The following is an 8,412-nucleotide window of genomic DNA, read 5'->3' as shown; positions in this document are numbered from 1 at the left end:
TTCAATTGAGTCAGAAAAATCTGAATTAGTTGAAGAAGCAGTTTCTTCTTATGAAAGTGTAAATGAAGCATTGTCCGCTATCGAACTTAGCGATAAGAGAAAAGCTATTGCTGCATTAGAAAAAGCTGTCGGAAAATTAGAAGTATTGTTGGCAAGAGACCCCGATCTTGCTTTTGTACCAGTAGATGCATTTATTAAAACAGTTGACCTGTCAACAGATTTGGAAACCATTATAAGCATTAAAAAAGCAGCGAAAAAAGCCATTGCAGACGACAGATTTCAATCGGTTCGCGATGAAATATCAAACCTTGCGAGTGAAATACAAATTTCAACTGTTGAAATACCTTTGGCAACATTTCCGGCCGCATTAAAACGGGCAGCCGCAGAACTGGAAAAGGACAATTTACAAGAGGCTAAAGTCATTTTACATATTGCCATTAACACTTTTTTGATAAGCGAACAACGGATTCCATTGCCAATACTTAGAGCTCAGGCAATAATCAACCAGGCCAAAAGCGATGACGCTTCATCAGAGGATAAAAAGAAAGAAGTGACACAATTGCTCGAAAATGCGGAATATCAAATCTTAATGGCCGAAGAATTAGGTTATGGAAAACGCGATAAGGAATATGCTGAATTGTATAAATCTATTAAAGAGCTTAAAAAATCGGTTAAGGCCGATAAAGATTCACAAGGTTTGTTCGATTCACTAAAAAACAAACTCGAAGCATTTAAAAACAGAATAGTCTCTTAATGTTATAAGTGGATTTTGAAAAATAGCTTATTTGTTAAAAGGGACTGTTTTAAAAAATGCAGTCCCTTTTTTTAGCAACATTTGATTTTGTAAATTTATTAGAGCCTAACAAAAAGAAATAATTACTTGGCATTATTAAAATTGTTCGCAATGCAGGGAGAAAAAGGAATTGATAATTGCTGTTTAAAAATCAGGTAATTGCGTCAGAAATTATGGAATACAAAGATTACTACAAAATACTTGGAGTAAATAAAAAAGCCTCTCAGGAAGAGATTAAAAAGGCTTACCGTAAGCTTGCAATAAAGTATCATCCTGACAAAAACAAGGGGGACAAGGCGGCAGAGGAAAAGTTTAAAGAGCTTGGTGAGGCTAAGGAGGTATTGAGTGACCCGGAGAAACGCAAATTGTATGACGAATTAGGTTCAAACTGGAAACAATATCAACAAGCTGGTTATAATCCAAGTGCAGGTAGGAAGCATCAACACCGGGGTAATCAGTACTATACTTTTGAAGGAGACCCTTCAGGATTTTTTGGTGGTGGCTCTGGTTTTTCCGACTTTTTTGAATCGTTCTTTGGAAGCGGCTCAGGAAGAACCGGCGGATTTACAGGCTCACATGGTTTTGGCGGTGTTAATGTCAATATTCCGGGTAGTGATTTATCTGGTGAAATATCAATTTCGCTTCAGGAAGCTTTTTCAGGTACCGAACGGATTTTGGATACAGGAACAGGAAAATTAAAAGTTAAAATAAAGCCCGGTGCTTATGATGGATTAAAGCTACGTGTAAAAGGTAAAGGCGAAAAAGGAAAAGGAGGGCAAGACGGAAACCTCTACCTTACCATAAAGGTTCAGACCAATAGTATTTACGAGCGCAAAGGCAACGATTTATATATGGAAGTTCCGATTGACCTTTTTATAGCACTTTTGGGGGGTAAACAGGAAGTTCAAACCCTTTCGGGAAAAGTGAATATAAGCGTCAAAGAGGGCACACAAAACGGAAAGCAATTACGACTCAAAGGAAGAGGGATGCCTGTTTATGGCAAAAATATACATGGAGATTTATATGTGAAACTTCTTGTGAAATTACCCGAAAAATTAAATGCAAGACAAAAAGAGCTGGTAAAACAATTAAGTGATAGCTTTTAGTAACAAAGTGTATAGCATGCAAAAATATTGAACAATTAAAAGGGATATTCAAATGATAAAACGATGAAAGAGAATTTCCAAAATATAATTAATAACAGCCAGCCGACACTTGTGGATTTTTATGCCGATTGGTGTGGGCCTTGCAAAAGTCAGGCTCCTATACTGAAAGAGCTCGCTGCCACAATTAAGGGAAAAGCACGCATCATAAAAATTAATGTCGATAACAATCAGGCTCTGGCGGCAAAATACCAGGTGCGTGGAGTGCCCACGCTCATTTTATTTAAAGATGGTCAGGCGGTTTGGAGACAATCGGGTGTGGCCACAAAACAGCAGCTATCTGATTTAATAAACCAAAACTTATAAAACTATTTTGAAAGTAAAAACACTTGGAATTGAATAATGAATAAAAATTCTATGATATGGAATACCACATTCATAATAAGAAAATTATAAGTGAAGGTGGTTTTAGCAAATAAAATTATTTCTAAACAAATTGGGTCAACATTAAAATCATAGAAATATGAAAAAGGATGAAATTGTAGAAATTTATAACAGCCATCTTTCCCAAGATATTAATGATTTTTTTGAAGCGATAATTGAGAAGGAGTTGCTTTTTAATTCAGAATCTCTTCAAAATGTATACCCCTCTGAGCAGGAGATGGGGGCGGCTATAGAAAGAGCCATGCGAATTTGTTACAATGTAGGAATTCCACTTGAAAAACATTTCAGGATAAGGTATGTTGCAAACCATAATCAGCACACAGTAACACGGGTATGGAAAATGTCGAAGGCTGCGTATTGCCTTACGCTTATTAACGGAGATCTGGACAACTTGTTGGTAAGCCGCATGCAGTGGGAATTGATTAATAAAATGCTTACAGAGGGATCAAAATAAAGGTATTGATGCGCTTGAAAGGATCATAAAAGAAAGCTCTTGTTTTAATAAAGTATTGGATGTTATGTTATTAAAGGTTTCGAAATCAATAGACACAGGTATGAATTAAATGAAACTGAAAGAATAACAAAACCCAAGTCACTCGTGTGGCTTGGGTTTTGTTCCTTATGAATACGATATCTTGAGATACCTTTATTTTAATTTGTGTTAATCAGTGAAAATTAGTGGTTCTTTCTTTTTTTGATTTATCACGTTTATTTAATCAATTGCTTAAAGTAGCTGGGTGTGTTCGTTTCAAAAGTCATTTCTTTTTTTGTGTGAGGATGCCTGATGGTTAATGTGGCTGCATGCAGAGCCAAACGTTTAATTCCTACACTTTTTTCACCATAAACCTTATCACCAGCCACAGGGCAGCCTTGGTCATAAAAATGCACACGAATTTGTTTTTTTCTACCCGTAAACAAATAGATGTGCACTAAACTAAATCGTTCAGATTCCTTAATGACCTTATAACCTGTTTTGGCAAACTTGCCTTTGTCTGCATTTCGAACAGAGAATACACGATGAATACTATTCTCTGCCAAATAGGATGTAATAATCCCTTCTTTTTCACGCATTTTACCTTCAAATACTGCCACATATTTCTTACTGAAGCTTTGCCATTCGTCCTGAAGAAAGAATTTTACTTTTTCAGTATGTTTTTTACTGGTTTGTCCTAGTTGCGTTAGCGGTATCTAATACTCTTTTTACCTTAATTACAACATCTATACGCCTGTTTTTTGACCTACCGTATTTTGTTTCATTGTTCTCAATGGGTTTGCTTTCACCATAACCAACAGATGCAATATTTGACTGGTTATAATCCGGCATATTTGCCATTAAATATGCTTTTACAGCATCGGCCCTTTTTTGAGATAAAGTTAAATTCAGACTATCCCCTCCACGAGAATCTGTATGCCCCTGAATCACAATCTTGCTTTCGGAGAATATGTTGATGGCTTTTTGAACTTTGGCCAGTAAGGGATAATTTTCAGGTTTCACTTCGGCGCTTCCTATATCAAAATTGAAACCGGTCATTCGTAAAATTATGTCATTCCCCTGACGAAACACATTGGCTTCATTCATATCAAACATGTTAAAAACCTCATCAAATTTCTTAGCAACCTTTTCTTCATAAGCTATTTGATCTTTTAGCATCTGCTGTTTAATTGAGGCATCAGCAATTTGTTCTTTTTGCATGCTACCCATCGCAGCTATTTGCTTTATTTGGTTAGAAATGGTTGTTTCGCAATTATTCAATTTATGGCTAAGTTTGAAAATACTGTCTTTCAGGAGGATTACATTTGCCGATATTTTCTCAGCTACAACGCTGCTACCTTCATCAAATTTAAACGAGATACCAGTAACATCACCAATTTGTGTAAGATACGATTCACCCCTTAAAATTAAATCTTCAATTTCCTTATCTTTATCATCAATCTTCTTAATATAATTTACAAGGTAAATGGCATGGCTAGCTTCGTATTCAGCATTTTTTGCAAGCATACGTGGCTTATCCGTATCAAAGCGTTCTGTTTCCAAAGCAGCTTGACCGTCCTTTAGACTTTTTTTAGCTTTTGCCAGGGTTTTGGGTGCATATTTTTCGGCTTTCATGTCTTCTGCTTTGGCTATTAATTGTCTGGCATGATTGAACAAATTTGACTTAATAGCAGCAAGTTCTGCCTTGCGGTATAAATCATATGCCTTTTTACCCTTTTCTTTTGCCTTGTCTGAATTACCTTGCTCGTACTTTTGGGTTGCATCTTTAAATTCATTTTGTGCATCCTCCCACAATTCTTTTTCGTATGTATCCGCTTCAGCGTCAAGGGCATCATCTCTTGCATTCAGAGTTTCAGAAAAAAGAACTTCGACTACATCAATTTCCTTTGTAGATTTCTGGAAATAATTGAAAGCTTCCTTCAAATATTCTTTGATATCAGCCAGATTGTTACCGCTTTCATAGGCCGAATTAGCTTTTTCATAATATTTTAATCCGTTGTTAAAATTTGAAGGTGATAATATTTCTGCCCGTTTGTCGATAGCGTATTGATATGCTTTTTTTGCATCATTAAATATTATCGACTTAGCATCCTGTGAAAATAGATTAGAAGTGTAAAACATACTTACAAGTATGCTTACAATCAACAGCTTGTTTTTTGTGAAAGTTTTCATAGTTGTTTTTTTTAAAATTTTCATTATCCCTGTTATGCAGGGTCGAATGTGAATTTATTTCACAATAAAAAGGGTGGGCATTATTGCCGGAAAGTGTTACACAATTAAAGAACATAGTTACATCATTCTGGTGGTCAAACAAGATATTTATTCGCTAACTCCTGCTCTTGCACTGTAAATACAATAAATGGAAGCAGACTGAAAATAATAAGTTTTATTACTTTTATTTTAAATGTTTCTAAAATGTATTAGTCTACTTGTTAGCAAGTTAGCAACTTTTTTTCAGGAAAGCGCTACATCATTCACACATTATTACATCAAATAATATGCGGCATAGATGCAATCAGATTCTACTTATAGTTTTTCAACTCATTAAGGAGTTTCCTTAAGTTAACAGTAGTGTAAGTAGATACATAATCAGACATGGGTTAGGGCGTATAATCCCAAATATATAAGGATATTCAAAGCTTAATCTTGTAAATAAGATAGTAGAATAAACCTTGGTTCACGACCATAAGCAACAGCCCAATAGACGGAACCTTATCAGCATGCGATTTGTTTTTCTTGAGAAGTAAAAGGAAGACTAAAAAAATAGGGCAATATAAATACCAAGAATAAAAAACAAAGAGGTGATTCGGTTTGATAAATAGAAACTATAGTTGAATCTAAGGCTTTTAAGCAATTTTAGCCTGAATGAATCTGTTTTATTCGGTGAGCTGCTGCTTTTTATCGATTTGAGCTTGATTTGACAGATAAAGAAAAGAAAACCCAAGTCACTCGTATGGCTTGGGTTTAATGAGTTAACAAACGATTTGTTTTGAATTTTTAATATTTAATGAGTTGTTTGAAATAGGAAGGCGTGTTCGTTTCAAAAGTCATTTCTTTATTTGTGTGGGGATGCCTGATGGTTAATGTGGCTGCATGCAGAGCCAAACGTTTAATTCCTACACTTTTTTCACCATAAACCTTATCACCAGCCACAGGGCAGCCTTGGTCATAAAAATGCACACGAATTTGGTTTTTTCTACCCGTAAACAAATGGATGTGCACTAAACTAAATCGTTCAGATTCCTTAATGACCTTATAACCTGTTTTGGCAAACTTGCCTTTGTCTGCATTTCGAACAGAGAAAACGCGATGAATACTATTCTCTGCCAAATAGGACGTAATGATCCCTTCTTTCTCACGCATTTTACCTTCCAATACTGCCACATATTTCTTACTGAAGCTTTGCCATTCGTCCTGAAGGAAGAATTTTGCCTTTTCAGTTTTAGCAAAAACCAAGACGCCCGATGTGTCTTTATCTAATCGATGAACAATGAAAACCCGATTCTTTGATCTCGGACTTCCTTTTTTGACGTAATTGCTCAGCAAGAAATAGGCTGTTTTTTCTCTTTCTCTATCGCTTGCCATGGTTAAAAGACCACTAATCTTGTTGACGACAATGATATCCTGATCTTCGAAAAGTATGGTAAGTCCTTTAGGTTGATATTTAGTCGATATCTTTTTAGTCTTTTGCTGATTCTCTTCCATCATATATATTTAAGAACACCCTGTCCTTATGTTTGGATTATAAAAGAAACTAGGGTGGTTGGCTCAAATTATTGTTTTGCAGCAATTGATTTTGCTACGGTAATTATTCTGCAAAGATTACGCTTTCATTTTGTTTTTTACTCAAAACGGCTGTAAAATATTGCATTAAAAGAAGAGGTGAGGAATATCATGTCATAATTGCATGATGTTAGCCACTGGTAATAGCAAAAATAAGCGTAATCTGATTTTAAGATATTGTGCTATGATTTTATCATGTGCAATTCTATTAAGACTGACAACGCTATGATGACCATAGTCTACTAGAGACAATAAAACCGGTGCATTGTTCATTTTGTAACCGTCTAGTATTGTGTAGTTTGAAAACTAACCTGTCTGCGTTGATATTAATGTGCTAATTAAACGTAAAATTTAATTTGTTTTATGATTCCATTTTAAAATTAAGCGTACATTTGTTACTATCATGTCTACAAAATCAATAACATATATCCTTTCTAAAGGCTATCTAAACCTGGATAGCCGTTTGATGTTTTTGTATATTTTTTCCGAACTGTAATTTAAAAACCTTTCTATAGATTTTTCATTCTGTGAATCGGTTGTAATTAATAGATAACAATTTACGACAATTCGCAGGTGTTAGTGGAATTTCCCTCTTGAAATCAATGTTCTTTTGATGAACTATTTGATTGTTGTGTGTTATCACATTATGTAATATTAATTTCACTTAAATTATTGTATTAATGGAAGCTTCAGATATTTATGACAACGACCTTGTTAATAAGAACTGTCTCGATTTTATAGAATTCCCTCAAATTAAATGGTTTAATGCTTACAGGGATGAACAGCTGATAAGCCGAAGATCTGACTTGTTGGAATTCACAAAAGACAGTTTACTATTTAAGGATACCAAACCCTTTTACAAACAAATTTCGAAGGGCTGTAAGTTATGTGGGGCAGGCTATTGGAGCTGTTTGTTTATAACAGGCAAATGTAATGCGAATTGCTTTTATTGTCCCACATCGCAAACTCACGACGATTTGCCTTCAACTCAGGGTTTAAGTTTCGAATCGTCTTCTGCTTATGCCGAATATGTCAACCATTTTAAGTTTAAAGGTGTTGGTTTTAGCGGGGGAGAGCCTTTCTTGGTTTACGATAGAGTCGTTGAGTTTCTGAAAAAGCTAAGGAAGAAGTGTTCGCCTGATTTGTATGTTTGGCTTTATACCAATGGGATATTGGTTGATGAGCTGAAGTTAAAGAAATTGGCTTCGTTGGGTTTAAACGAAATAAGATTCGACATAGGTGCAACAGATTTTAGTCTCGATAAAGTAAGAATGGCTAAGGGGATTATCGAAAATGTGACGATTGAAATTCCTGCTATTCCCGAGGAATTGGAAAGAATGAAACTACTCTTGCCCCAAATGATAAAGGCGGGTGTGAGCAACCTGAACTTGCATCAGCTTAGACTGACGAAATATAATGCGCCTAAACTTTTAAAAAGGGACTATACTTATGTTGCCGATGAACGACCTCTTGTTTTGGAATCGGAAATAATGGCTTTGGAGTTGATTAAATATGCCAGTGATTCCCATCTTGAAATCGGAATTAATTATTGCTCATTCAACTTTAAACATCGCTTTCAGAAGGCGGGATTCCGTTCTCAAATTGCCAATGCTTTAGCTGAAGATTCCGAAATCATTAATTCGAATGGTTTTGTTCGAAATTTGAATGGTCATAATCTCAATTATGAGAGAATTACTGTGACCGATTTCGATAATCTAAATGGATTGACTTTGGATTTGAATCACAAAAAGTACAGTATAAAGAGAGATTCTATGATGAGAAATACTGAATTGACT

General features: G+C 35.3%; 8 protein-coding genes. 5 read left to right on the top strand and 3 right to left on the bottom strand.

Translation table 11 applies throughout. The annotated features are described in order from the left end of the window. The 4 genes from ABY905_RS10905 to ABY905_RS10890 all read left to right on the top strand — a co-directional run. A partial coding sequence (locus ABY905_RS10905) for a YfdX family protein (protein WP_372643614.1) occupies window positions 1–754 on the top strand: 754 nt, incomplete at its 5' end. A gap of 212 nt (window positions 755–966) precedes the next feature. Next, the gene (locus ABY905_RS10900; protein ID WP_372643612.1) at window positions 967–1,899 is read left to right on the top strand and encodes a DnaJ C-terminal domain-containing protein; all 933 of its coding nucleotides are present in this window, start codon (window positions 967–969) and stop codon (window positions 1,897–1,899) included. Between the two features lie 63 nt (window positions 1,900–1,962). Next, window positions 1,963–2,262, top strand: coding sequence for a thioredoxin (gene trxA, locus ABY905_RS10895; protein ID WP_372643610.1), 300 nt, complete (start codon window positions 1,963–1,965; stop codon window positions 2,260–2,262). A 157-nt stretch (window positions 2,263–2,419) separates the two neighbouring features. Further along, window positions 2,420–2,794: a hypothetical protein gene (locus ABY905_RS10890; RefSeq protein WP_372643607.1), complete on the top strand. Its 375-nt coding sequence runs from the start codon at window positions 2,420–2,422 to the stop codon at window positions 2,792–2,794. 254 nt (window positions 2,795–3,048) lie between these two features. Here the strand turns inward: ABY905_RS10890 and ABY905_RS10885 are convergent, their stop codons facing one another. The 3 genes from ABY905_RS10885 to ABY905_RS10875 all read right to left on the bottom strand — a co-directional run bounded on the left by ABY905_RS10885 (window position 3,049) and on the right by ABY905_RS10875 (window position 6,538). Continuing rightward, window positions 3,049–3,528: an RluA family pseudouridine synthase gene (locus ABY905_RS10885; RefSeq protein WP_372643617.1), complete on the bottom strand. Its 480-nt coding sequence runs from the start codon at window positions 3,526–3,528 to the stop codon at window positions 3,049–3,051. After that, on the bottom strand, window positions 3,497–5,005 hold the full coding sequence (locus ABY905_RS10880) for an OmpA family protein (protein WP_372643605.1): 1,509 nt from the start codon (window positions 5,003–5,005) through the stop codon (window positions 3,497–3,499). The genes ABY905_RS10885 and ABY905_RS10880 overlap by 32 nt, the downstream gene beginning before the upstream one ends. A gap of 825 nt (window positions 5,006–5,830) precedes the next feature. After that, window positions 5,831–6,538: an RluA family pseudouridine synthase gene (locus ABY905_RS10875; protein WP_372643602.1), complete on the bottom strand. Its 708-nt coding sequence runs from the start codon at window positions 6,536–6,538 to the stop codon at window positions 5,831–5,833. A 758-nt stretch (window positions 6,539–7,296) separates the two neighbouring features. On the opposite strand from ABY905_RS10875, the gene ABY905_RS10870 reads away from it, so the two are divergent. Next, window positions 7,297–8,412: radical SAM protein (locus ABY905_RS10870; protein WP_372643599.1), on the top strand; the 1,116-nt coding region annotated here is incomplete at its 3' end.

The sequence above is a fragment of the Ancylomarina sp. genome (genome assembly GCF_041555295.1).
GTDB lineage: Bacteria > Bacteroidota > Bacteroidia > Bacteroidales > Marinifilaceae > Ancylomarina.
Note: the sequence above shows the minus strand (reverse complement) of the source record. Positions and strands in the feature narration are given on the sequence as shown.